At 61.6% G+C, this 23,970-nt stretch carries 22 protein-coding genes; 11 read left to right on the forward strand and 11 right to left on the reverse strand.

Annotation, left to right across the window (positions count from 1 at the left end; translation table 11 throughout):
* Positions 1 to 189 precede the first annotated feature (189 nt).
* The 3 genes from ACZ6WW_RS11600 to ACZ6WW_RS11610 all read right to left on the reverse strand — a co-directional run bounded on the left by ACZ6WW_RS11600 (position 190) and on the right by ACZ6WW_RS11610 (position 2,059).
* Complete coding sequence (locus tag ACZ6WW_RS11600) at positions 190 to 720, reverse strand: molybdopterin-dependent oxidoreductase (protein WP_465274317.1); 531 nt, start codon at positions 718 to 720, stop codon at positions 190 to 192.
* A 63-nt stretch (positions 721 to 783) separates the two neighbouring features.
* Positions 784 to 1,215 (reverse strand): cupin domain-containing protein, encoded by a 432-nt coding sequence (locus tag ACZ6WW_RS11605; RefSeq protein WP_465274318.1) that lies wholly within the window; start codon positions 1,213 to 1,215, stop codon positions 784 to 786.
* Positions 1,216 to 1,312: 97 nt separating this feature from the next.
* The gene (locus ACZ6WW_RS11610) at positions 1,313 to 2,059 is read right to left on the reverse strand and encodes a glucose 1-dehydrogenase (protein WP_281851026.1); all 747 of its coding nucleotides are present in this window, start codon (positions 2,057 to 2,059) and stop codon (positions 1,313 to 1,315) included.
* Positions 2,060 to 2,167: 108 nt separating this feature from the next.
* Here ACZ6WW_RS11610 and ACZ6WW_RS11615 point away from each other — a divergent pair, with 108 nt between their 5' ends.
* Positions 2,168 to 2,548: an ArsR/SmtB family transcription factor gene (locus ACZ6WW_RS11615; protein ID WP_465274319.1), complete on the forward strand. Its 381-nt coding sequence runs from the start codon at positions 2,168 to 2,170 to the stop codon at positions 2,546 to 2,548.
* 3 nt (positions 2,549 to 2,551) lie between these two features.
* Here ACZ6WW_RS11615 and ACZ6WW_RS11620 read toward each other — a convergent pair whose 3' ends face one another.
* Entirely contained in the window at positions 2,552 to 3,472 is a 921-nt protein-coding gene (locus tag ACZ6WW_RS11620; RefSeq protein WP_465274320.1) for a LysR family transcriptional regulator, read from the reverse strand.
* 242 nt (positions 3,473 to 3,714) lie between these two features.
* Here ACZ6WW_RS11620 and ACZ6WW_RS11625 point away from each other — a divergent pair, with 242 nt between their 5' ends.
* The 7 genes from ACZ6WW_RS11625 (at position 3,715) to ACZ6WW_RS11655 (ending at position 10,058) form a co-directional block, all read left to right on the forward strand.
* Positions 3,715 to 4,944 carry an acyl-CoA dehydrogenase family protein gene (locus tag ACZ6WW_RS11625; RefSeq protein ID WP_465274321.1) on the forward strand — a complete coding sequence of 410 codons (1,230 nt, stop codon included), beginning with the start codon at positions 3,715 to 3,717 and terminating at the stop codon, positions 4,942 to 4,944.
* Entirely contained in the window at positions 4,941 to 6,011 is a 1,071-nt protein-coding gene (locus ACZ6WW_RS11630; RefSeq protein WP_465274322.1) for a phosphotransferase family protein, read from the forward strand. The genes ACZ6WW_RS11625 and ACZ6WW_RS11630 overlap by 4 nt, the downstream gene beginning before the upstream one ends.
* Entirely contained in the window at positions 6,004 to 6,705 is a 702-nt protein-coding gene (locus ACZ6WW_RS11635; protein ID WP_465274323.1) for a histidine phosphatase family protein, read from the forward strand. The genes ACZ6WW_RS11630 and ACZ6WW_RS11635 overlap by 8 nt, the downstream gene beginning before the upstream one ends.
* A gap of 43 nt (positions 6,706 to 6,748) precedes the next feature.
* Positions 6,749 to 7,519, forward strand: a complete 771-nt coding sequence (locus ACZ6WW_RS11640) for an SDR family oxidoreductase (RefSeq protein WP_465274324.1) — start codon at positions 6,749 to 6,751, stop codon at positions 7,517 to 7,519.
* Positions 7,520 to 7,533: 14 nt separating this feature from the next.
* Positions 7,534 to 8,322, forward strand: a complete 789-nt coding sequence (locus ACZ6WW_RS11645) for an SDR family oxidoreductase (protein ID WP_465274325.1) — start codon at positions 7,534 to 7,536, stop codon at positions 8,320 to 8,322.
* A gap of 31 nt (positions 8,323 to 8,353) precedes the next feature.
* Complete coding sequence (locus ACZ6WW_RS11650; protein WP_465274326.1) at positions 8,354 to 9,367, forward strand: NADP-dependent oxidoreductase; 1,014 nt, start codon at positions 8,354 to 8,356, stop codon at positions 9,365 to 9,367.
* Between the two features lie 331 nt (positions 9,368 to 9,698).
* A complete protein-coding gene (locus tag ACZ6WW_RS11655; protein ID WP_465274327.1) occupies positions 9,699 to 10,058 on the forward strand; it encodes a RebB family R body protein in 360 nt (119 codons plus the stop codon).
* A gap of 27 nt (positions 10,059 to 10,085) precedes the next feature.
* Here ACZ6WW_RS11655 and ACZ6WW_RS11660 read toward each other — a convergent pair whose 3' ends face one another.
* The 3 genes from ACZ6WW_RS11660 to ACZ6WW_RS11670 form a co-directional block, all read right to left on the reverse strand.
* The gene (locus tag ACZ6WW_RS11660; protein ID WP_465274328.1) at positions 10,086 to 12,911 is read right to left on the reverse strand and encodes a type 2 lanthipeptide synthetase LanM family protein; all 2,826 of its coding nucleotides are present in this window, start codon (positions 12,909 to 12,911) and stop codon (positions 10,086 to 10,088) included.
* An 80-nt stretch (positions 12,912 to 12,991) separates the two neighbouring features.
* Entirely contained in the window at positions 12,992 to 13,180 is a 189-nt protein-coding gene (locus ACZ6WW_RS11665; protein ID WP_465274329.1) for a DUF6229 family protein, read from the reverse strand.
* 352 nt (positions 13,181 to 13,532) lie between these two features.
* Positions 13,533 to 13,721: a DUF6229 family protein gene (locus ACZ6WW_RS11670; protein WP_465274330.1), complete on the reverse strand. Its 189-nt coding sequence runs from the start codon at positions 13,719 to 13,721 to the stop codon at positions 13,533 to 13,535.
* Between the two features lie 323 nt (positions 13,722 to 14,044).
* On the opposite strand from ACZ6WW_RS11670, the gene ACZ6WW_RS11675 reads away from it, so the two are divergent.
* A complete protein-coding gene (locus ACZ6WW_RS11675) occupies positions 14,045 to 15,436 on the forward strand; it encodes a serine hydrolase domain-containing protein (RefSeq protein ID WP_465274331.1) in 1,392 nt (463 codons plus the stop codon).
* Between the two features lie 106 nt (positions 15,437 to 15,542).
* On the forward strand, positions 15,543 to 15,836 hold the full coding sequence (locus ACZ6WW_RS11680) for a DUF6916 family protein (protein ID WP_465274501.1): 294 nt from the start codon (positions 15,543 to 15,545) through the stop codon (positions 15,834 to 15,836).
* Positions 15,837 to 15,845: 9 nt separating this feature from the next.
* On the opposite strand, the gene ACZ6WW_RS11685 is transcribed toward ACZ6WW_RS11680, so the two are convergent.
* From ACZ6WW_RS11685 to ACZ6WW_RS11700, 4 genes are read right to left on the reverse strand one after another with little or no spacing between them, the layout of a single operon-like run.
* On the reverse strand, positions 15,846 to 16,388 hold the full coding sequence (locus ACZ6WW_RS11685) for a GNAT family N-acetyltransferase (RefSeq protein WP_465274332.1): 543 nt from the start codon (positions 16,386 to 16,388) through the stop codon (positions 15,846 to 15,848).
* Positions 16,385 to 16,918 carry a phage tail protein gene (locus ACZ6WW_RS11690; protein ID WP_465274333.1) on the reverse strand — a complete coding sequence of 178 codons (534 nt, stop codon included), beginning with the start codon at positions 16,916 to 16,918 and terminating at the stop codon, positions 16,385 to 16,387. The genes ACZ6WW_RS11685 and ACZ6WW_RS11690 overlap by 4 nt, the downstream gene beginning before the upstream one ends.
* A gap of 39 nt (positions 16,919 to 16,957) precedes the next feature.
* Positions 16,958 to 17,488: a phage tail protein gene (locus ACZ6WW_RS11695; RefSeq protein ID WP_465274334.1), complete on the reverse strand. Its 531-nt coding sequence runs from the start codon at positions 17,486 to 17,488 to the stop codon at positions 16,958 to 16,960.
* Between the two features lie 15 nt (positions 17,489 to 17,503).
* Positions 17,504 to 18,028, reverse strand: a complete 525-nt coding sequence (locus ACZ6WW_RS11700) for a phage tail protein (protein ID WP_465274335.1) — start codon at positions 18,026 to 18,028, stop codon at positions 17,504 to 17,506.
* A 485-nt stretch (positions 18,029 to 18,513) separates the two neighbouring features.
* On the opposite strand from ACZ6WW_RS11700, the gene ACZ6WW_RS11705 reads away from it, so the two are divergent.
* The gene (locus tag ACZ6WW_RS11705) at positions 18,514 to 23,859 is read left to right on the forward strand and encodes a putative Ig domain-containing protein (RefSeq protein ID WP_465274336.1); all 5,346 of its coding nucleotides are present in this window, start codon (positions 18,514 to 18,516) and stop codon (positions 23,857 to 23,859) included.
* Positions 23,860 to 23,970 lie beyond the last annotated feature (111 nt).

Genomic DNA, 23,970 nt, shown 5'->3' on the forward strand with positions numbered 1-23,970 from the left:
GTTCGTTGAAAACCTCCCCTATTCGTCATCCCGGCGAAGGCCGGGACCCAGTGACTTCGGTTTACGGCTTTCGCGATAACGCAGACGCTTGTTGGCGCTAGCGATAACCGATCACAAAGCCACTGGGTCCCGGCCTTCGCCGGGATGACGATGGAAACTGAGGTTCCAGGGAGTTTGCGTTGGCCTTGCCTACTTGGCCGGCCGCGTCGACGCATCGACCAGCTCGATCGAACGCACATTGCGCTCCCAACGCGCCGGGCGCTTGTCGTTCGGCACGATCAGGCGATAAGGGCCGTCCTTGCCCAGCGGTTGGCCATCCTTGCGGTCGGCAACGATGACATGCAGATCGCCGAAGGCGGGGTCGAGCTCGGCGGCGCTGAAAATCACCTGATAGCCATCCGACGCGGTCACGCGCACGAAGCGGGCCAGCGCGCGCCCGCGCAATGCTTCGCCGGTGGGAAGGGTCGTGCGTCCGAGTACATCCTGCAGCGCCACGCCCTGCCACTGGCTCGGTGGATCGTTATGGGCTGCAGCGGTGACGGTGACGTGTGGCATGCCGGCGAACGCTGCGTGATCCAGTGCCGTTGTTTTTCCATCGACGACGACACTGATCGTCTTGTCAGAAGCAGCAGCGGCCTCTTGGGCGTGCAACGACGCGCCGAACAGGCTCGCAGTCAGAACGAACAGGTAAACGGTGTGGCGCAAGCGTGCGATCGGCATGACTCATCCAGGGATAAGAGGCGGTGGGCCGATCTTATCCGCTGCCGCCACCCAAGCCCCAGGTCAGGGCTGCTTCACCGGCTCGGCGATCGGCTTGCCCTTGTCGATGATCCAGGTCGACACCGCCATACCGCCCTGGCTGCCGGGCGCAGCGGCCAGGCTATGCACGGCGCCACGCGGATTGAAGAAATGATCGCCGGCCTTGAGCACTTGGTCAGGCTTGCCTTGTGTCTTCAACACCAGATCGCCCTTGAGCACATAGCCCGACTCGTCGCCATCATGGGTATGCCAGCCGATCACCGTGCCGGCAGGCAGCTCCGCCGTACCGATCACGATCTCCTTGCCGGGTACGCCGCTCTGATCATGGCGATCGAGGATGCTGCGTTTGGGTTGGGGGCCATCGGTTTTCGCGGCGTCCTGGGCAAAGCCAGGCAGGCTGAAGATCAGCCCGGCAAAAACGACGGCGATAGATGTGACACGAAGATAACGCGACATGACGGCTTCCTCGATGTGCATCGGCGAATGAGGGAACAACGAGGCCCTATCGTACATCCGGCTGCGGGAGCGCAGCCGGATGTTGTCGCTCTACGAATTAGCGCATGCCACCGCCGGCATACAGCTTTTCGCCGGTCAGCCAGAACGAATCGCTCGACGCCAGGAAGACGGCGATCGAGGCGATGTCATCGGGCTGGCCGATGCGACCCAGCGGGGTCTGCGACACGGCGTGCGTATTGAAGTCCGAGCCGATGAAACCGGCGGCGTGGGTGCCTTCGGTTTCGACCATGCCGGGGTTCAGCGCATTGACGCGGATGCTGCGCGGGCCCAGTTCCTGCGCCAGCACGCCGGTGATGGCGTCGACCGCGCCTTTGGTGGCGGTATAGACGGCGCTTCCCACCGGGAACAGGCGGCTGACCAGCGAGCCGATGTTGATCACGCTGCCGCCTTCGGTCATGTGCTTGGCGGCCGCCTGCGTGGTCAGCAGCAGGCCGAGCACGTTGACGTTGAACTGCTTGTGGTAGTGATCTTCGGTGATCTCTTCCAGCGGGGCGAATTCGTACACGCCCGAGTTGTTCACCAGGATATCGAGGCGGCCGAACTGCTTGACCGCGGCGTCGATCAGGCCCTGTGCGTCGGCAGCCTTGGACACGTCGCCCTTGACGGCAACAGCCTTGCCGCCGGCGGCGGTAATGGCCTCGACGACGGTATCGGCGCCGGCCTTGCTGGAAGCGTAGTTCACGACCACTGACGCGCCTGCGGCGGCCAGCGACTTGGCAATGGCGGCGCCAATGCCCTTGGATGCGCCGGTGACGACGGCAACTTTACCTGCGAGCTTGCTCATGGACTGTTCCTTGACGGGAGGTGGGACGGAAAGAAGCGGATCAGAAATCCTATAGTTCGCAACATATGAACTATGGAACTAAGAGTCAAGGGGGGCTAAAATGACCGCATGAGACCGCTGATCCATCCATCGATCGAAGACATCACCGTGGAGGGCATCCTTCACGTGCTGTCCGATCCCGTGCGTGTGGCGATCTATGCGCAGATGGCCAACGCCGGCTGTGCCTTCAACTGCACGAACTTCTCGCAGGTCAGCGACAAGACGATTCCCAAGTCCACGTTATCCCAGCATTTTCGCGCCTTGCGCGAAGCCGGGCTGATCCGTAGCGAACGCCACGGCGTGGAAATGCATAACACCACGCGCTGCAAGGAAATCGAGCAACGCTTTCCGGGGTTGATCGGCGCGATCATGAATGCGCATGCCGTACAGATGACCGAGCAGGCACGCGCGAGCAAGCGCAAGTCGGCTGCAAAACCCAAGATCGCCTGATCGTCAGGAGCCGTGCGGTCCCAGCGCCTGCGCAATGGCCGTGGTCATTTGCTCGCGAAACCAGGCATGTGCAGGGTCGTTGTCTTTCGAACTGTGCCAGTAGGCAAGAATCGGAAAGGTCTTGAGCCGGATCGGCAGCGGATGAATGGCGATTGGCAGCAGGCTGGCGACGTGCGCCGCGTAGGATTGCGGCAGGGTCAGTAGCAGATCGCTGCCCGCAACGATCTGGCAGGCGGAGAAATAGTGCTGGCAGACCAGCCGGACCTGTCGAAACATGCCGTTCTGTCCGAGCAAGGTATCGAGCGCGTTCGATTCGCCCAGTGGCGAGACGGTGATGTGCTCGGCGGCTAGGTAGTCGGAACGGCGCAGCAACGCGCTTAGCGGATGCTTGCGGCGCATCGCCACCGCGAGCGACTCGTCCAGCAGATGCTGGCGCGCAATAGCGGGGCCTGCGCGCAGAGGTCGGTCGACGGCCAGGTCCAGCGTACCGGTGGCCAACTCACGTTCCACGTCGTCGGCAGCGACACGGCGACTGACGATGCGCACACCGGGCGCTTCGCTCTCGATGCGCGCCATCAGGCCGGGCAGGGCGGTCGATTCGAGAATGTCGCGAAAACCGACCACAAACTCCATCGCCAGTCGCGCCGGTTCGAAACTCGGCTGCGTATGCGTGCTCGCCAGCAGGGCTTTGAGATGCCACTGCACCGACGGCATCATCGCGCGCACTTTCTCCGTCGGCACCACGCGATTGCCCTGGCGTACGAACAGCGGATCGTCGAGATGATCGCGCAAGCGCCCCAATGCATGCGTCACCGCGGGTTGGGTCAGATGCAACGCGCGCGCCGCGGCGCTGACCCCACCATGGGTGTAGATCGCGTCGAGCACGCGAAACAGGTTGAGGTCGATGCGGGTGTCGCGTTCCATGAGGTTGGCTCTGAAGAGATTTCCGACAACAAACTTTCTATGGCGGTAACTCGAAATAACCGCTGTCTTTCCTACCGTCATCCCGGTCTGCGCCGGGATGACGAATAGGGAGGGTCATCTGTTAATCCTGGAAGTCACTCCATGGCATCCATTCACACAATTAATAACCAGCCATAAAGCATATTCATTTCAATTATTGGCTGACCCGGGCGTACTCTGCAACGCATTCCAAGGAGACTCCCGTGGATTTCGCCCCTTCAGAGCGCACCCAGGCGCTTACCGAACGTCTAAGCCGCTTCATGCAGGACGATGTCCTGCCAGCCGAGCCGGTGTATCGCGAGCAACTGGTCGGCGGTACCGATCACCGGCAATGGCGCCAGCCGCCGGTGATGGAGGCGTTGAAAGCCCGCGCCCGTGCGGCAGGCCTGTGGAACCTGTTTCTTCCCGACGCCAAGGACGGGCAGGGCCTGAGCCATGTCGAGTACGCCTCGCTGGCCGAGATCATGGGGCACTCGTTTATTGCGCCGGAGGTCTTCAATTGCGCTGCGCCCGATAGCGGCAACATGGAAGTACTGCATCGCTACGGTTCGCCGATGCAGCGCGAGCGCTGGCTGGCGCCCTTGCTGAGCGGCGAGATTCGTTCCGGCTTCGCCATGACCGAGCCGGACGTCGCCTCGTCCGATGCAACGAACATGCAGGCCACCGCGCGCGTCGAAGGCAACGAGGTCGTGCTCGATGGGCGCAAGTGGTGGACCACCGGCGCCGGGCATCCGCATTGCCGCTTCGTGATCTTCATGGGCCTGAGCGATGCGAACGCGGAGCCGCATCGCCGCCATAGCATGGTGATCTGCCCGCTCGATCATCCGGGTGTGCGCATCGAACGCATGCTGCCGGTGTTTCACGACGTCGACGAACCCTCCGGTCACGGCGAGATGAGCTTCGATCATGTCCGTCTGCCGCTGGATCATGTGATTCTCGCGCCGGGCGCTGGCTTTGAGATTGCGCAGGGTCGCCTGGGCCCCGGGCGCGTGCACCACTGCATGCGCGCGCTGGGTGCGGCCGAGCGTGCCTTGTCGCTCCTGGTTGAGCGCGCCACGACACGCGTCGCGTTCGGCAAACCGTTACTGCAACTCGGTGGCAATGCCGACATCGTGGCCAACCTGCGTATGGCGATCGAGCAGGCGCGCCTGCTGACGCTGAAAACCGCCTGGACGCTGGACACGCAAGGCAGCAAGGCGGCGCTCAGCCTGATTTCGCAAATCAAGGTGGTCGTACCGATGGTCGCGCAGCAGGCCGCCGATGCGGCGATCCAGATCCACGGCGCCGCCGGCCTGTCGGACGACTTTCCGCTGGCGCGGCTGTACACCTATGCGCGCGTACTGCGTCTGGCAGACGGTCCGGACGAAGTGCACCGTGCGGTCGTCGCGCGCCTGGAAGCGAAGGCGCAACAAATCCGCAAGGAAACCACATGAGCGAACTTCGCGACCAGCTTCGCCCTGTGCGCGAAGAAGACGCCTTCGATGTGGCGCGCATCGATAGCTTCCTCAAAGCGCATATCGACGGCCTCGAAGGCGCGCCCAAGGTGGCGCAGTTTCCGGGCGGCGCATCCAATCTCACCTATCTGATCAGCTATGCCGATCGTGAACTGGTGCTGCGCCGTCCGCCGGCCGGCGCCAAGGCCAAGGCGGCTCACGACATGTTGCGCGAGGCACGCATCATGGCGGCGCTGCGTGGCAGCTACCCGTATGTACCGGCGATTCTCGCGCGCTGCGATGACGCTGCGGTGATCGGTAGCGATTTCTATGTGATGGAGCGTTTGCGCGGAAGCATCCTGCGCCGCGACCTGCCGGCCGAACTTGGGCTCGATGCCGAAGGCGTGCGCAAGCTTTGCGTGACCTTTATCGATCGCCTGATCGAATTGCATCGCATCGATGTTACGCAGGCGGGCCTGCACGACCTGGGCAAGGGCGAGGGCTATATTGCCCGTCAGGTATCGGGTTGGAGCGAACGGTATCGCCAGGCCATGACCGAAGGTGCCGATGCGTGCGAGGACGTGATGGCGTGGCTGGCGGCGAATCAACCACCGCGCGACAACGCCAGTTGCATCATCCACAACGACTACCGCTTCGACAACGTCGTGCTCGACCCGGACGATCCGCTGCGGGTGATCGGCGTACTCGATTGGGAAATGGCGACGATTGGCGATCCTCTGATGGATCTGGGTGGATCGCTGGCCTATTGGGTGCAGGCCGACGACGATCCGGTGTTCCAATCGTTCCGTCGCCAACCCACGCACGAGGCCGGCATGCTGACGCGTCGCGAGGTCATCGCGTACTACGGTCAACAAAGTGGGCTGGACGTGTCGGCCTTTGGGTTCTACGAGGCCTTTGGCCTGTTTCGCCTGATGGTGATCATCCAGCAGATCTATCGCCGTTTTGCGCTGGGCCAGACCAGCAACCCGCAATTCGCCGGCTTCGGCGATGCCGCGCGCTACATGGGCCAACGCTGTCGCCGCGTGATTCAAAAAGCCCATGGCTAAGGTCGCACGCGAACTGCTGTTGATCCGCCATGGCCAGGCCAGTTTTCATGCGGAAGACTATGACCGTCTGTCCGGCATCGGCGAGCAGCAGTCACGCGAACTGGGAGCGTGGCTGGCAAAGTGCGGGCAGGCGCCGGATCTGGTCGCGATCGGGCCACGCGTCCGTCATCGCGATACCGCCACGCTTTGCCTGGCCGCTGCCAAGGTCGAGGCCGAACCGTTGTTGCTCGACGGCCTGGACGAAGTCGATCACCACGAACTGTTGGCTCGTCAACGCCCGGATCTGGCCGGCGCAGGCCAGTTACGTGAGGCGTTGAAGCAGGAGAGCGACCCCAAGCGTGCCTTTCAGGAGCTGTTCGTCGCCGCACTGCATCGCTGGATCGGCGGCAAGCACGATGCCGACTACAGCTGCACTTGGCCGATGTTCCGCGAGCGGGTGCTCGATGCGTTGGCGCAATTGCAGCAACAATCAGCCTCGTCGATCTGGGCATTTACGTCGGGCGGTCCGATTGCCGTGATCGTCGGTACGTTACTGGGCGTGCCGCTCGAGCAGACCTTCCATCTGAGCTGGCCCCTGGTCAACAGCGGCATGACGCGGCTGCGCCTCGGTGCACATGGTGCCAGTCTCGTGACGTACAACAGCTGGCCTCATCTGGAACACGGCAACTCATGCGAATGGATCACGCTGCGATGAAGCCTTGGACGGCATGGCGATGCAACCCCAACAAGAGCGATCTATGACAGCCCCCAACACATTCGATCTCAGCGGAAAAATCGCCATCGTCACCGGTGCCAGTCGCGGCATCGGCGCGGACATCGCGCGTCTGCTGGCACAACACGGTGCGCACGTCATCGTGTCCAGCCGACGTCAGGCCGATTGCCAGACCGTCGTCGACGGCATCAAGGCCGAGGGCGGTTCGGCCGAGGCGATTGCCTGCCATATCGGCGAGCTCGAACAGATCGAGGCGCTGTATGCCCAGGTGGGAGCGAGCCATGGTCGCCTGGATATCCTGGTCAACAACGCCGCGACCAATCCGTACTTCGGACATATTCTCGACACCGAGCCGTCGATCCTGCAGAAAACCGTCGACGTGAATATCCGCGGCTACTTCTACATGTCCACGCACGGCGCACGGCTGATGATCAAGAACGGCGGCGGCTCGATCGTCAACGTCGCATCGGTCAATGGTGTGGTGCCAGGTATGCAACAGGGCATCTACTCGATCACCAAGGCTGCCGTGATCTCGATGACCAAGGCCTTTGCGGTCGAATGCGCCGAACAGGGTGTGCGCTGCAATGCGCTGCTACCGGGGCTGACCGATACCAAGTTCGCTTCGGTGCTGGTCAATACACCGGCGATCCTGAAGCAGGCGCTGGCGCACGTGCCGATGCGCCGCGTGGCGCAGCCATCGGAAATGGCCGGCGCGGTGCTTTATCTCGCCTCCGATGCTGCCTCGTACACCACCGGTGCGGTGTTGAATGTGGACGGGGGTTACTTGAGCGTATGAGCCAGGGGGAATCCATGAACAACCATGTAGCGCCGCGCGCCGCAGGCAAGCAAGTATTTATCACCGGCGCTGCCGGCGGCCTGGGTGCTGCGATGGCGCGTATGTTCGCTCGCCACGGCGCCAAGGTCTTTCTTACCGACATCGATGCGGACGCTGTGACGGCCGTGGCCGATGAGATCAATCGCGAGCTGAGCAATACGGTGGCATGGGCGGCTACACAGGATGTCCGCGACGAAGCGACCTGGATCGAGCGTCTCGATCAGGCTGCCAAGGCGATGGGCGGCCTGTCCGTACTGGTCAACAACGCAGGCATCGGTTCGCTCGGTTCGGTCGAACAGATCGAACTGAAAGAATGGCGCCGCGTCATGAGCATCAATGTGGAAAGCATTTTGCTCGGTTGCAAACATGCCTTGCCATATCTGCGTGAGGCGCAGCCGGCGTCGATCGTCAATATCTCTTCGTTGGCGGCGTTCAAGGTCGATCCGGATTACGCGGCCTACAACACGTCCAAGGCGGCGGTGGCCATGCTGACCAAATCGGTCGCGATGGATTGCACCCGACAGAAGATCGATGTGCGCTGCAATTCGGTCCATCCGGCGTTTGTACGCACCGGCATCGTCGCGCCGTTTTATGATGCCCTGGGCGAAGAGGAAGCCACGCGCAAGCTGACACGCGGCATCCCGATGCGTCGCCTTGGCGAGCCAGACGACGTGGCCTACGCCGTCCTGTACCTGGCCAGCGACGAAAGTCGTTACGTCACCGCCGCCGAGCTGGTCGTCGACGGTGGCGCCTGCGCCATCTGAATTCAACCAGCCGATTCCAATGAGGTTAGCCATGTCGCTTGTCAATCGTCAGCTACGGCTGAAAACGCGTCCCGAAGGCCTGGTGCGCCAGGATAATTTCGACCTGGTCGAGCTGCCCGTACCCGAGCTGGCCGAAGGTCAGGCGCTGGTGCGCGTGCTGTATCTATCGATGGACCCGACCAACCGCGTATGGATGAGCGATATCCCACAGTACATGCCGCCGGTGGCCATTGGCGACACCATGCGTGGCCTGGGCCTTGGGCGCGTCATCACCTCGCGTTCGTCGCACTATGCCGAAGGCGATCTGGTGCAGGGCCTGGTCGGCTGGCAGGACTATGCGGTGCTCGACGAAGCGCGCGCCAAGGACTGGGTGAAGCTGCCGCCCAAGCCGCCAGTGTCGTTACCGACCTTGCTTGGTGCCTGCGGTTTCAGCGGCATCACTGCCTACTATGGTCTGACCGAAATCACGCCTGTGCAGCCTGGGGAAACCCTGGTGGTATCGGCCGCCGCCGGCTCGGTCGGTTCGATCGCCGGCCAGATCGGCAAACTGCGTGGTGCGCGGGTGGTCGGTATCGCCGGTGGTCCCGACAAGTGCCGTCATCTGATTGACGATCTCGGCTTCGATGCCGCCGTTGACTACAAGGCCGACGACTGGAAGGAGCAGCTCAAGCAAGCCACGCCCGATGGGGTGCATGTGAATTTCGAAAACGTCGGCGGCCCGGTGATGCGCGCGGTGATGTCGCGCATGGTCAACGGTGGCCGTGTGGCGTTGTGTGGCTTGATTGCCAACTACGCCAACGGCGGCCGTCCTTCGGACGATTACAGCGTCATCATCGTCAAGCGTCTTACCGTGCGTGGTTTTCTGGCGTTCGATTATCGTGACAGCCAGAAAGCGGTGCAGGACTTGATTGGCTGGGTCAAGGAAGGGAAGGTCAAGGCGGGCGAAACCGTCGCCGAAGGATTGGAGAATGCGCCGACAGTGTTGAATCGGTTGTTTGAGGGTACGAGCACCGGCAAACTGGTGTTGCGCGTGCACGGGGAATAGTTCGCAGCGAAAGGGAATATCGAAAACCTCCCTAGCCGTCATCCCGGCGCAGGCCGGACTAGCGCTTGCGCGTAGAACGCCCGCAGGGCGGCCCCGAAGGGGCGAGCAAAGCGAGTAACCCAGTGGCTTCGGTTTTCGGTCTTCGCGATAGAGCAGATGCTTATTGGCTCTCGCGATAACCGATCACAAAGCCACTGGATCCCGGCCTGCGCCGGGATGACGATGGATCTCTTTGAACCGTTCCTGCGAAGAACAGTGGCTTTATCAACATCCCATTCGAAAGCTATCCTGCACCACGCAATTTTTCTCCCATACACACCAAGGAAGCCCCATGACGGATCTGGATCAGGCAAAGCTGGCTCAGCTGCGTAGTGTTGCCGAGACCTGGCTGAAACGCCCGCTCACGCCGCAGGAAGTACAGCAACTCGAGGCCTTTCTTCGCGAATTCGCAGCGGTAGACCTTGGAAAGGCATACCAATCCATGTCGCACGCCACCGGCATCCTGTTCGAGAACGCCGTGTCCGCGCAGCAACAGCAAAACACCTTGTCACAGGCGGCCGCCAATCAGGGCGTCATGCAGATCTACTCGGTGGACACGACCGCCGCTGCCGGTGCGACAGAAAAGATCGCGCAGACCGGCGTTGCCGACAACCTCACCAGCCTGCTCACCGTACTCAGGGCGTTCGGCTAAGCACCGTCGAGATGCGGAGCGTCCGCATCACGCGGACGCCTCCAGCAACAGAGGCGACCCCAATCGACATTCGGGATGCATACGGCTGAGGCCGTGCACCGCTCCGGCCAGTCCGGTCATCAGGCCGGGCGTAAATGCCGCGCGGGTCATACCGCCGATGACACCGCGGTTTTCTTCGATCGAAGACACCACCTGGGCGACCGCCGCATTGCGGTCCAGTGCGGCGGCCGTCGGATCCAGTACTGTCGCGCGCGAGTGGAACTCCCACAGTGAAAAATCGCCGTGGCATAGCGTATGCGTTATGCCCCACATGCTTTCACAGGCACGTAGCGCCTGTCGCACGGTATGCAGATGACGCGGATCGCGCGTGCGCGCATACAGGTCGCTCGCCGCCAGGCCGATACCGACGCTGCCATTGCACCATGTGTGATAACCAGGCTTGTTGTCGCCATGGCGCAAGTCGTACCAGTTACCGGACGCCGGGTCATACAGCGAGTTTTGAAATGCCTCGGTCGCCTTGGCCAGGCTCTGCCAGCGAGCACGATCGATGGCAGAGCCTGCGTCGCTCAGCGCCAGTCTGGCCAGGCTCCATCCAATGCCGGCGGCGCCATGAGCGAAGCCGCCGATGGAGCGATCGGAATTGGCAGTTATCCAGCTTGTCCGGCCCTGATCGTCGAGGATCGCAGACTTCTCCAGGTGCCTGCCTGCGTTCGCCGCCAATGCCAACCAACGCGGCTGGCCGGTGAGTTCGGCCAGCCGCAACAGCGGAACGATGGCACCGCTTGCGCCGTCGAGAATGTCGAACAGCGTGTCCTGTTCGAAGCCTTCGCTCTCCAGTGCCTGGGCCACAGCCGCGGCCCGCGAGATCCAGGCGGCGCGCGGCAGCAGATCGTAGAGCGTGAGCCAGGTCCAGACGCGCGCACCGTAACCGGTAAAGCCACCAAAGGTGCGCGGCTTGTCCTGCTCCAGCGCTTGCAATGTCTGCAGTGCACCCTCCAGCGTCTCGTCCAGGCCGGACACGGGATCTGCGCGATCGAGTTGCACTTCATGCCGATACCCGGCCAGCGCGATCACGACGCCACCCATGCCGAAATACACGTCTGACTGCAGCGGTTGCACCATCCAGCCGTCCTGGCAGGTTTCGGGCGTGATCCAGGTGACCGAGCCATCGTTGCCTCGCACCGAAAGACGTAGCAGGCGTTCGGTGGCGTCGGTAAGCAGCTGGCGGCGACGCGTTTCCAGATGGTCGCTGTGCGGATGGCGCGGATAGAAGTCACGTGCTGCAGGAGAGGCGGCGAAACGCTGATTGAGCGAGGTGATGACCAGCGCGCTGCGAATAGTCAGTTCTTCCAGGTCGATGCGCATGCCGCGCCAGTCGGCCAGCGCCCCATCGATGCGCGCGCGCGTGAGCGGCGCGGAAAATACCGGGATGTCGCCGTGGCGCAGATCGTCGATTTCCGCAGTGATCGCTTCGGGGGACGAGGGTGCGATCGGCATCACGATGGCATTGCGCGCCAACAAGTCTCGCGCACGCTCGATACCTGGCGCTTCGTCGTGCAATGAGGCTGGATGCCACAGCATCCGCCCCAGCTCCACGTACGCCTGGGTCGGTCGCAGGATGTCGCGTGCGACGCAGCCTTCGAAGGCATCGAGCATCGGGGCGAGCTGCCCGGTCGCATCCAGGTGGCGCAGCCGGCGGCTGGTATCGAGAAAGCCTTCGCTGATCCGATCCCAGTACAGCGACACATCCGGCCGCGGATCGGGATGGTTCTGCGAGTGTTCCACGTCGATATCGACGATATCCAGCCGCGCTTCGGTGGTGCCGGCATTGACGATCACCGGCACCTGCAACTGAGGTTGTTGATCGGGCAATGCGCCGGCAGCGGATACGTCCACGCCATCGAATCCGAGCGCGGGCGCGCGAAACGGCACGATGCCGGTACGCAGCACCGAACTTCGAATCAGTCCCTGCGCCAGCTCGTGAGCATGTCCATAAGGCGACGATGGCACTTTGGGAAGCAGTGCGAAAAGACTCTCCGCGTCGATCACCGTCGGTGTGGGGCCGACCGCAATCAGGTTTTCGTGATGAATGTCCGTGCCGCCCACCAGGCGCAATATCCCGAGCCAGTCGCCCATGCGGTGGTAGAAAGCACGAAGTTCATCGTCACCGTCGCAATAGCGATGAGGGACGAAAGCGGCCCAGCCATAATCGCCTCGATCGATCACCGGCGGTACGCGGATGCGATCCGGGTCGTCGTCAAACACCGCGTCCAGCAAGTTCTCGAGCACATGATCGATGCGCAACGAGCGCGGTTTGTACATGATCTGGCCGCCTTCCACGGTCAGGCGGGCGACAGCCTGACCGCCGGCATGCAGATCGCCTTCGCCCATCGTCAAGGCGAGCAGCCGCCCCGCCGGCTTGCCGAGTAACGTCGTCAACGCATCGCGGTCGGCGATAAAGCGTTCGGTCATCGCTTCGATAGCGTGACGTTGCCGATCGAGCATGCGGTACAAACGAGAGCGCAGTACGGGGTAGCGTGTATCCAGATGAGTGACGAACGCCGGTTTACAGGCCAGTTCCACGAACTGGGCAAAGCGTGCCGATTCATCGTTCGCTGTCAGCAGCCCTTCCAGCTTGGCTGCGTGCAACTCGAGCAACAGGACGCGATTGAGCTTGAGCCGTGCATGGGTATGCAATGCCGCATCCGCCATGCGTCCGATAAGGTCGCGTTCGCTATCGTCCAGTTGCGGCGACCAGGCGGTGAGGCGTGCTGCCAATACGTCGCGGTGCGGTTCGGTGAAGCAGGCGATGATGTCGCCGAAGGCATCCGTATCGTCGTGGGTATCTGCCATGGAATCGCTCGCTCAAACGCGGAAGTGTTCTGCACGAAAGGCAACGCGCAGCCGGCCGGACTGCGCGTTGTCTCAAGCGTTTAACAACAGAGGCAGCCTCTTGCGCAGGACATGGTGGTCTTGGCGGTGAGGATGTTCATCTCCGCGTCCGTGGCGGTCAGTGCCGATTCGGTGGCCACTGCGCCGGCAATGAACAGCGGGCCGGCAGGATTGTCGCTCTGATTGTCCGAGTGGCTCAGCCAACTCGAGATGGTGTCTTGGGTTTGCATGGCATGACTCCTTGATCGTATCGAATGGGAAGCCTTTCCCAGCCCGCGCTTTGGTCAGGAGGCGGGTGTTGGAAAGACACTGTTTTCAAACGCACGATAGGCCCCGACTCGGGCCGTTTTGCCGCATATTCCTTTGCATTAAAAAATGCCTTGGCATGCGGTAGTCATAACCTATAGTTATTTCCGAATGTGAAATCCGGAATTGCTTCTCACTATTTGTACGAAGCAGTCTGGAGTGGCTTTGTATACAAGCCATGGGTGTAGCGCTGTTTAAATGCGGGCCGGGCGGCGGGGTAATGTCCCGCACGAAAGGCAACGCGCAGCCGGCCGGACTACGCGTTGCGTCAGGCGTTTAACAACAAATGCAGCCGTTTGCGCAGGACATGGTCGTCTTCGCGGTAATGATGTTCATATCCGCGTCGGTCTGGGTCAGTGCCGCTTCGGTGGCCAGTGCGCCAGCAATGAAAAGCGGGCCGGCAGGGTTATTGCTCTGATTGTCCGAGTGGCTCAGCCAGCTCGAGATGGTGTCTTGGGTTTGCATGGTGTGGCTCCTTGATCGTATCGAATGGGAAGCCTTCCCCGGCCCGCGCTCTGGTCAGAAGGCGGATGCTGGAAAGGCACGGTTTTCAAACGCACGATAGGCCCCGACTCGGGCCGTTTTTCCGCATATTCCTTTGCATTTGAAAAATGCCTGGGCATGCGGTGGACATAACCTATAGTTATTTTCGACCATGAAATGCGGAATTGCTTCTCACTATTTGTAAGAAGCTTGCCGGAATCGACCGGGGCGGACGGGATTAACTGAACTGTATAAAGTACGACCTATAAAAAACCGCGGTGGGGCGGGGAGCGAGGGGAATAAACATGCTGTTGCGCATCATCAGGCGCCTGCTTCTGGCGTTGATCGTCCTGGCCGTTGCAGCGGTCGTCGTGACCGTCGTGGTGAAAAGAGAAGCCATCCAGGTCGGCAGCAATTCGGTCAGCCGTTCATTGTGCGCCGCAGCGTTTACGTCGCATGTGGATCCCGACCGGATGTTCCAGGAAGAGCAGATGCCCACGATGCGAGTGATTGCATGGGCCGTGCGTTATCGCGTGGATCAGGATCGGCACGAGGTGCGTACGTCGGTGCTGGGCGCGTTCGGCTCGCGCGCGGTGTATCGCGATGGCCTGGGCTGCGTGCTGCTGCATGGCGATGTACCCGTGCCCGATGCAGCAGGGCTGAAGGCGTCGCCGATCGATCCCGCTTTTCCCGTCGGACTCGTCGAGTCCACGAATCCGGTCATGCGCAGAGCCCTCGACATGGCGTTTGCCGAGCCCAACCCGGCCCGGCCGCGACTGACCAAGGCCGTGGTCGTGCTGCACGACGGCAAGTTGATCGCCGAGCGATATGCGCCCGGCTACGGTCCCGATACGCCAATCTGGGGACATTCCTTGTCCAAGTCGATCACGCACGCACTGATCGGCGTGCTGGTACGCGAAGGAAAACTCACGACCGCACAGGCCGCGCCGATCGCGGCGTGGAGCGCAGCGGGCGACCCACGGCATGCGGTGACGATCGATCAGCTATTGCGCATGAGCAGTGGGCTGCCCTTCGACGAGACCGACGATCCGGTCAACCCAATGGCGCGGATGTGGTTTCTGCAAAACGACATGACAACCTTTGCGGCGCAACAGGCACTCGTTCATCCGCCCGGCACCGCCTGGGCGTACAGCAATGTCGGCTACGTGCTGCTGTCGCGCATCGCGATGGACGCGGCCGGCGCGCACGATGCGGTGATGGCCGAGCGTTTTATCCGCGATGCGTTGTTCGCGCCATTGGGCATGCGCAGCGCCGTCATCGAAACCGATCTCGCCGGCACGCCGATCGGCTCCAGTCACGTCTATGCCTCCGCCCGTGATTTCGCGCGTTTCGGGCAGTTGTATCTCGACGACGGTGTGGCCGACGGCAAGCGCATCCTGCCCGAAGGCTGGGCCGCCTACAGCCACTCGCAGACCTTGGATACAGGCTACGGTGCAGGCTTCTGGACCAACCTGGTCAACCAGGGCAGCGTGCCGGTCTGGGACGCCCCCTGGGGTATTCCACAGCTACCCAGGGACATGTATTACGCGCGTGGCGCGATGGGCCAGTACGTCATCGTGATTCCGTCGGAGCATCTGGTCGTTGCGCGGCTGGGTATCAGCGTCAATACGAGCACGGGTATCGGGGATGCCGTGGCGGAAATCATCAAGGCGCTGCATGCGCCAGAGGGGCGTTAATCTCGCCGCAGAGCGCAAATTCAAGCGATCCGCATCAAACCAGTATTTTCATATTGAAAGCCCCATCCAGCTTGGGCATGCTCGGCGCCACACAGGGGGAAAGACAATGCAGTTTCTACGTTTGGATCAATTCGCGGCCCATCTCAATGAGACCTTCATGGTCGACATTGAAAATGTCCGCACACCGTTCGTTCTGGTTGAGGCCAGGCCGCTTCAGCATCAACCGGTGCCCGGCGCGATGCGCGAGCCGTTCTCGCTACTGTTCCGCCATGAGGCAGCGGTGGTGTTTCCGCAGCGGACCTACAGCATGCACAACGAGTCGATGGGCGACTTGGGCATATTCCTGGTTCCCATCGCGCGCGACCGGAGCGGGTTCATTTACCAGGCTTTGTTCAACTGAGCTTTCGTATTACACGCCACAAGTCATTCGCAGATGTGTGCCATTGACATCGCCTGCCATGAATCCATGTCGCTCATAAAGGCGGCGCGCGGCTACGTTGCCTAGTTCGACATGTAAGCCGAGTGTCGCCAGTTTACGCGCCCGCGCGCCGCTCTTTATCCAAAGCAATAGTGCCGAGCCAATGCCTTGGCCTTGGGCGGCTTGCCCCAGCAGGATGTCTACGATACACAGCTCTGCAGTTGTTTCATGCAAATAGAGCCTCCCGATCGGTTCGTGTTGGCGAAGTACGATCAGAAAATCGGCCGTTGCGTAGTGGGTTACGTAGTGGCGATGTTGCATATCGAACTGGCTGTCGAAAAAGACCTGTTTTGTCTCTTCGGGCCAGGGAAGTCCGGCAAGTTCGGCAGCACGTGAGTCTGCATACAGGCGGCGCAGGAAAGGAAAGTCGGTAACATCGGCGCTACGAAGCCCCAACTCGATGTCATCGAGTTGGGTAGTGATGGCCTGCAGTAGCACCCGCCCAGGCGGGAATGCCGGCAATGGCGTGTTCAAGGCCGTGGCGGGAAAACGCCGTTCAAACAGATGCAGAAGTTGACCGCCAGATAGGGCTGCTGGTTGTTATGCGCCTGACTGCCGCCGGCAATGGCGATCATGGGCAATGGAAACGCGCCACCTGCGTTGTTGGCGGTAGTGAATGGGCCGAAGTTGGCCGGGATATCCAACGCATAATTGCTGCTTGGGCTGCCGAATCTGTTGGCATTCGTGGTTTGGTTATAAACGTTTGCGGTATGGTTGTGCATCGGCATTTCGCCTTGCAGCAAGGTTACATTCTCGGCGCCGAATATCTCGCCCAGCTCGTAGTCTTGCAAGCCGGGGGCTTGGCCTGTCGAGCAGGCGGCCTGACCTTGCAAGTTGGGCAGTCCGAAGGTGCTGCTGCCGTTGCCGCCGTACGTTGTTCCAAGCAATGAAAACAGCGCGGTGTTCTGCGACAACGGAAGGATCTGGCCGTTACAGAAAGACCATCCCATGGGAGCGAAATTGAAGCCAAAAAGCTGGATTTCACCGGTAAAAGGATTGCTCATGATGGATTCCCCTGATGATTTGCAACACGTCTCGATGACTTAGGACTGAGATGGAAAAATACCAAACAGGGAAATGCAGAACCGCATCGTCAGCGTGGGCATGCGGTTCTCATGGGCCAGGCTGCCACCAGAGTTGCCAATCATGTTGTTGACAATGGGTTTCGCACTCAGGCCGTTGATGCTATTGGTGTAAAGGGAATCGTTGCTGATTGCTCCGAGTTCGACCGTGCTGCTAGGGACGCCAGTATTGGCGCCAGCGGAGGTAGCAAACATCGTATGGGTGTGCTGCGGTATCTGCTGGGTAGTGAGGGTAATGCCTTCGTCACCCGCGCGCTGGCCAAGCAGGTAGGTTTTCAACCCATTACCGGTACCGTTGTGAATGGGTACGCGCCCGCGCATATCGGGCAGGGCGAACGTTTGTATGCCATCGCCACCGAAGGTCGTGCCGAGCAGCACGTATAACGTTTGGTACTCAGCAATGGACATCAAGGAACCGTCGCAATCGTGCCAATCGGCTGGCGCGAAGTTGTAGGGCAGCAGACGGATTTCGCCGACATAGCAAGTGGTCATTGAGCGATCTCCGGGTCAGCCGCGCGAAGGGAAAATGCCGGTCAAGGCGATGCAGAAATTCAGCACCAGGTACGGCTGCAGGTTTGAATGAGGCTGAGTGCCGCCAGTCATGCTCAGCGTCGTAGAGTTCAGCGGCACTTGAGGAGTTCCGTTGGCGGGGGCATAAATGGAATTGCTCCCCGTGTTACCAAACAGCCCGTTGGTAGGACTGCGTGCCGTGGCGCTTGTCGTGCTGTAGCTCGCCGTGTGCGTATGCTGTGGCATCTGGGTGCTCAGCAGCGTGACGCTCTCGGTACCTGCGAATTGGCCAATAACGTAATCCGTGCCGGAGCTGGAATTACCCATGCCGACAGGCGTGCGCGAGCGCAGGTCCGGCAACGCAAAATTACTCGTACCATTTCCGCCGTAATAAGTACCAAGCAGCGAAAATAGCGCCGAGTTCTGGCTGATAGGCAACAGTTGGCCGTTGGTCTGCGCCCAGCCTTTGGGCGCAAAAGTGTACGGCGTGAACATGATCTGCCCTAGATACGGCATTGTCATAAATTCCCCCTGGTGGACGCGCGGCCGTTCCAGGTCCGCGGTATATGATTACTGTGGCTCAGATACGGGTAACTTGACAAGCTATCTGTGCGGCGCGTCACAATACGGGGGTCCACTAATCCGGTTCAGTACGGCCTGGGAGTGGAGTATTGGCAAGACTGCTTTATTCCGAGGAACGGACTGCAGCAGGTGGCAAAGGGGACGGCTGAGGGAAGCCGGGGCAGCTCGAATGCGGCAAGTGGCCAGTGCGCACCACATGGGGCGCCGCTGCTTGTCGGTTTCGGGCGCAATTAGGGGAGCCAGGGATCATGTATTATCGCCCGTCGCTGTCGCGCATTATTGCGCGATCAATGTCGTTTATCCGCTCGCCTTATGCGTGGGCGTTGATATTTTCATTTTTCCTGCTATTGCCGCATGCAGCGCACGCTGCTACTTGCGCGGATTATGTAGTTCCTGACTCGAATACCACGCCATCGACATCACCCATGGTGTCGGGCGGAACCATCGTCATCAACGTCAGCGCCTGCGACCCTGGTGGTCTTGGCATCAATCCGCTTGACGCGGATACCACGAACGGTCACGTGACGGCAGATTCTGTCCACGCCAAGTTGACTTATGTCAATAACGGCAATGGCCAGCTGACGGACAGTTTTGACTTTCCGGATGCCGACGCCGTACTCCATCATGTGACCGTTAATATCGGCCCGGCCTCGACAATCGTAGTGTCGCCGACCAGCCTGCCTGCGCCGCAATTTGAGGTGGCTTATAGCCAGACGCTCTCCGCCAGTGGCGGCACTGCGCCTTACACCTTTGCGTTGGTGAGCGGCAGCTTCCCTACGGGTATCACCCTGAGCGGCAACACGATCAGCGGTACGGCCACGCAATCGGGATCGTTCAACGTCGGGATCAAGGTGACCGACAACGTCGGAGCGACGACGACCAAGAGCTATGCGCTGACGGTGGCTGCGCCAAACATCACGGTCGGCAACCCACCGGATGCGAATTTGAACACCCCTTACAGCTTCACGCTGTCCGCATCCGGCGGCGTACCGCCGTATACCTACATGCTGGACGATGCCACTAGCTTGCCGCCGGGTCTGACATTGAGCGGTGGAGTGATCAGCGGCACGCCTACGGCATTGGGTACGACGAATTTCACGATACGCGCGACGGATAACAACAGTAATTTCACGGAAAACAACCTGCACATTACGGTGCTGAACACGCCGCCGACCGCCGGTCCGGTCAGCGCGACTGTTGCCTACAACAGCACCAATAACCCGATCACGCTCAATCTCAGCGGACCGGTAGCGACATCAGTTGCCGTAGCTACGCAGGGCGCACACGGTACGGCCACCGCCAGCGGTACGTTGATCACCTATACACCCACGAACGGTTACGCCGGTCCGGACAGCTTCACCTACACCGCATCCAATGCCGCAGGTCCATCGTCGCCGGCCACCGTGACGGTGACGGTGTCGCCCCCCACGATCACCTATACGCCGGCCGCCTCGCCCAATCCCACTGCCGGCGCCGCTTACAATCATTCCATTACCGGTGCCACCGGTGGCGCCGCACCCTACACGTATGCCGTGACCGCCGGCACGCTGCCTGCGGGCCTGACACTGGCGGCCAACGGCGTCATCAGCGGTACGTCCACAGCGGTGGGCACGTTCACGGTCCAGGTGACCGCAACGGACAGTTCGACCGGTCCTGCGGCACCGTTCCATTCTGCGCCGGCAAACGTGACGTTGACCGTCAATGCGCCGGTTATCGCGATCAGCCCGGCGACGGTTCCCCCCGGTACGGTCAACGTGCCTTACGGTGGGGTCAATCTGACGGCCACCGGCGGCACCGCGCCTTACAGTTACACGCATTCGGGCACACTGCCCAACGGCATGAGCTTGTCCTCCGCGGGCGTACTCAGCGGTACCCCGACACAGGCCGGTAACTTCACCTTCACGGTGACGGCGACCGATTCGACGACCGGTCCTGCTGCTCCCTATCCGGGTTCGCGCTCCTATACGTTGCAGATCGCGGCGCCGACAGTCACGATCTCGCCGACCAGCTTGCCCAACGCAACGGTAGGCACGGCTTACAGCCAGACGGTATCAGCCTCCGGTGGCACCGCGCCTTACACCTTCGCTGTCACGGGGGGCACTTTGCCCCCGGGCATGCTGCTGGCCCCCGACGGTACGCTATCGGGTACGCCGACGGTCGCGGGTGACTTCAACCTCACCGTGCAAGCCACCGACGCCCAGTCGTTCCCGGGGACCCAGAACTACACGATCCATGTGACAGCCATCGCGCCGGGTAAGCCGACGGGAGTGGCGGCGACGGCAGGACCCGAACAGGCTTCGGTGAGCTTTGTTGCTCCGACCAACACTGGCGGTTCGTCCATTCCGACCTACACGGTGACCTCCAGCCCCGGCAACCTGACCGTCACCGGACCCAACAGCCCGATCGTAGTGACCGGGTTGACCGATGGAACGCCTTATACCTTTACCGTGACAGCGACGAATGCTGCGGGACTAACGGGGCCGACGTCGGATCCTTCCGGCAGCGTGACGCCGAAAGGTACGCAGACGATCACGTTCGCCAATCCAGGCACGAAGAGCTTCGGCACCACGCCGACGCTCACGGCGTCGTCCACCTCGGGTCTGCAAGTGACCTTCACTTCGTCCGCAACGGGTGTTTGCACGATTACCAGCGGCGGCGTGCTCACCTTCGTGGCAACAGGCACCTGCATCATCAATGCGGACCAGGCGGGCAATGGAACATATCTGGCGGCCACCACGGTGACCCAGCAGTTCCAGGTGAGCGCTGTGGTGCCTGGCGCACCGACCAACGTGGTCGCTGCTGCGGGCGATAAGCAAGCGACCATCACGTTCGCCGCACCCGCCAACACGGGCGGTGCGACGATCACCGGATATACCGCGATCTCCAGCCCCGGCGGTCTGACTGGCACTGCCAATGGTTCGGCTACCCAGATCGTCGTCACCAACCTGACCAACGGCACGCCGTATACGTTCACGGTGACGGCAAACAATACGGCGGGTGGTACCACGTCGACGGCGTCGAACAGCGTCACGCCGCAAGGCCCGCAGACGATCACCTTTGCCAATCCGGGCACGAAGAACTTTGGTACGACGCCCCAGTTGATCGCCAGCTCAACCTCCGGTCTCCAGATAAGCTTCACCTCCAGTACCACCAACATCTGTACGGTCACTCTGGACGGTGTCCTGACGGCGAAGGCGCCGGGCACATGTACGATCAATGCCGATCAGGTTGGCGACGCCGCCTGGTTGGCGGCGACGACGGTGACACAGTCGTTCGCCATCGCCGTACCGGGTGGTGCGGTGAGCTTCTCCGTCGGCTCGAATTTGCCGAGTGCTACCGGCGAAACGCCCTATAGCTACACCATTACCGCGTCGGGCGGCGCGGCGCCTTACACGTTCAGCCTTATCGGCGGCACGTTGCCCGCCGGCCTGACCTTCTCTCCGACAGGCGTGCTCAGCGGTACGCCGCTGGCCGGCGGCACCTTCAGCTTTATCGTGCATGTCGTCGACGCCGCGACGCAGACGGCCGACCAACCCTTCCAACTGGTGGTCAATGGACCGACCCTGGCGATTACGCCTGCGACCGTACCGGGAGGTATCGTTGGCCACGCGTACTCGCAGACCCTGTCCACCAGCGGTGGCGTTGCGCCATACACTTATGCGGTGACGGCTGGTGCGCTCCCTGCAGGTCTCACACTGAGTCCCTCCACCGGCACGTTGTCCGGCACGCCCACGGCATCTGGCAGTTTCAACTTCAGCGTGACGGCGACCGACTCGCACAACTTCCAGGTCATTCAGGCCTATAGCGCAGTGATCGGTCAGCCTGCGCCCATCGTGGTCAACAGCAGTGTGAACGTGAACGCGAATGGTTCGGTGACGATCTCCACCAGTGGCGACACCGGACCGATCACCAGCCTGACGATCACTCAACAACCGGCACACGGTACCGCTACCGTCAATGGGCTGAATATCCTCTACACCCCGGCGCACGACTACTTCGGTAGCGACTCGCTGAAGTACACCGCGAGCGGTCCGGGCGGTACTTCGGGCGTGGCCACGGTGGCGATCACCGTGGTACCGGGGGCGGTGCCGACGGCAACGGCGCAGAGCGCAACCGTGCTGGCCGGCAAGTCGGTGACCATCCATGGCGCGGCCGGTGCGACCAATGGACCGTTCACCACGGCCACGGTGACCAATCCGCCGTCCTCGGGCACAGCGGTGGTGCAGGGCACGGATATCGTCTACACCGCCGATCCGAATGCATCGGGTACGTTCGGCTTCGACTTCACGCTGAGCAATCCCTTCGGCACCTCGCAGCCAGCGCACGCGACCATCACGGTCAATGCGCGTCCGGTGGCGCCGAACCTGACCGCTTCGGTGATTGCCGGCACCTCGGTGCAGGTGGACCTGACCACCACGGCTCATGGAGGACCGTTTACCGACGCCAAGGTGGTATCGGTCTCTCCGGCCAATGCCGGTACGGCGACGGTGCAGTCGGCCAATGGCGGCTACAAGCTGTCGTTCACCGCGGCACCGACCTTCGGCGGCATGGCGCAGATCAGCTACACGCTGAGCAATGCCTTTGCTACCTCCGACCCGGGCACCATCTCGGTCAGCGTGACCGCGCGCAGCGATCCTTCGAAGAACGCCGAAGTACTCGGCGTGCTCGATGCACAGGCCGACTCGACACGGCGCATGGCCACCGGCCAGATCAGCAACTTCCAGCGTCGCCTGGAAAGCCTGCATGGCGGTGGCGGTCTGGGCGGCTTCAGCAACGGCATCACCATGACGTCGGCCAGCAGTCTGCGCAATCCCGATACCTTGACGGGTTTGCAGGGCGCGATGGACGAGCAGAACAAGCGTTATGTGGTGGCGCCCGACGCGCAGCCGGCAGCGCCGCGTGCCATGTCGTCGGGTGTCGGCGCTGCGCCGGGCGACATCGCCTTCTGGACCGGCGGTGCGGTGAACTTCGGCAAGATGCAGCCGGGTACCAGCGACAACGGTATCGACTTCACCACCTCGGGCGTCAGCTTTGGCGCGGACAAGCAGGTCGCCAGCAAGCTCACGCTGGGTGTGGGTGTCGGCTATGGCCACGACGTGTCGGATGTCGGACAGAACGGCAGCCGCAGTTCGGTGGACAGCTACAACTTCGCCTTCTACGGCAGCTACCAGCCCACCGACAAGACCTATATCGATGCGGTGATCGGCTACCAGTGGCTGCAGTTCGACGCACGCCGCTATGTCACCGACAACGGCAACACGGTGCATGGCAGCCGCGACGGCAAGCAGCTGTTCGGCTCGTTCTCGATCGGCTACCAGCATCAGACCGACGACATGCTGCTCACGCCGTATGGCCGTCTGGATCTTGCGCGTGCATCACTTGATGGCTACACCGAAACCGGTGATTCGGTCTTCGCACTCGACTACCAGCGCCAGACGGTCAAGACCAGCACCGCCACGCTGGGCATCCTGGCGCAGTGGACCGCCAAGCGCGATTACGGAACCTGGGCGCCGCAGCTACGCGCCGAGTTTGGCCACGACATGCAGGGTTCCAGCCAGGCAACGATGCGCTATGCGGATCTGATCAACGGGCCGCTGTACCAGGCCACGCTGACCGGTCAGTCGCGCAATCACACCATGCTTGGCGCAGGCGTAGCCTTGCAGATGACCCGAGGCTGGTTGTTGCGGGCGGAGTATCAGAACTACCTCGACAACTCGAGCAAGGACAATCAGTCGATCCTGTTTGGGGTGGAGAAGAAGTTCGATCCGTGAGGTGTTGGTAGATAGGCGGGGAGGTATTGGTCTTCCCGCCTTGCTTGTGTGTTGTTGGGGCGAGGAGTGAGTGAAGAGGAGTGAGAAGTGAGTGAGAGCGCTGCTCCACAT

It is taken from the genome of Dyella sp. NPDC103356, assembly GCF_055584465.1.